Here is a 261-nt window from a genome sequence, read left to right as displayed (position 1 = left end):
ATGGCGAGATTAAGCGCCGTGATAAAACTGCCGACGTCCGCTTTTCCCTGACCGGCTAATTCCAGCGCGGTACCGTGTTCAACGGAGGTACGAATAAAAGGTAAACCGAGCGTAATATTCACGCCACGGCCAAAGCCCTGGTATTTTAGCACGGGAAGACCCTGATCGTGGTACATCGCCAGCACGGCGTCGGCGTTATCGAGATATTTCGGCTGAAACAGGGTATCGGCAGGCAGCGGCCCGTTGAGTTTCATCCCCTGC

At 55.2% G+C, this 261-nt stretch carries 1 protein-coding gene; it reads right to left on the bottom strand.

The genetic code is table 11. The features are described from left to right. On the bottom strand, nucleotides 1–261 hold a 261-nt coding region (locus QP437_RS10155; RefSeq protein WP_285267748.1), incomplete at both ends, for a 4-hydroxythreonine-4-phosphate dehydrogenase PdxA.

Source organism: Haemophilus sp. UMB1048 (assembly GCF_030218125.1).
Taxonomy (GTDB): Bacteria; Pseudomonadota; Gammaproteobacteria; order Enterobacterales; family Pasteurellaceae; genus Haemophilus_D.
This window is presented reverse-complemented; position numbering and strand designations above follow the sequence as displayed.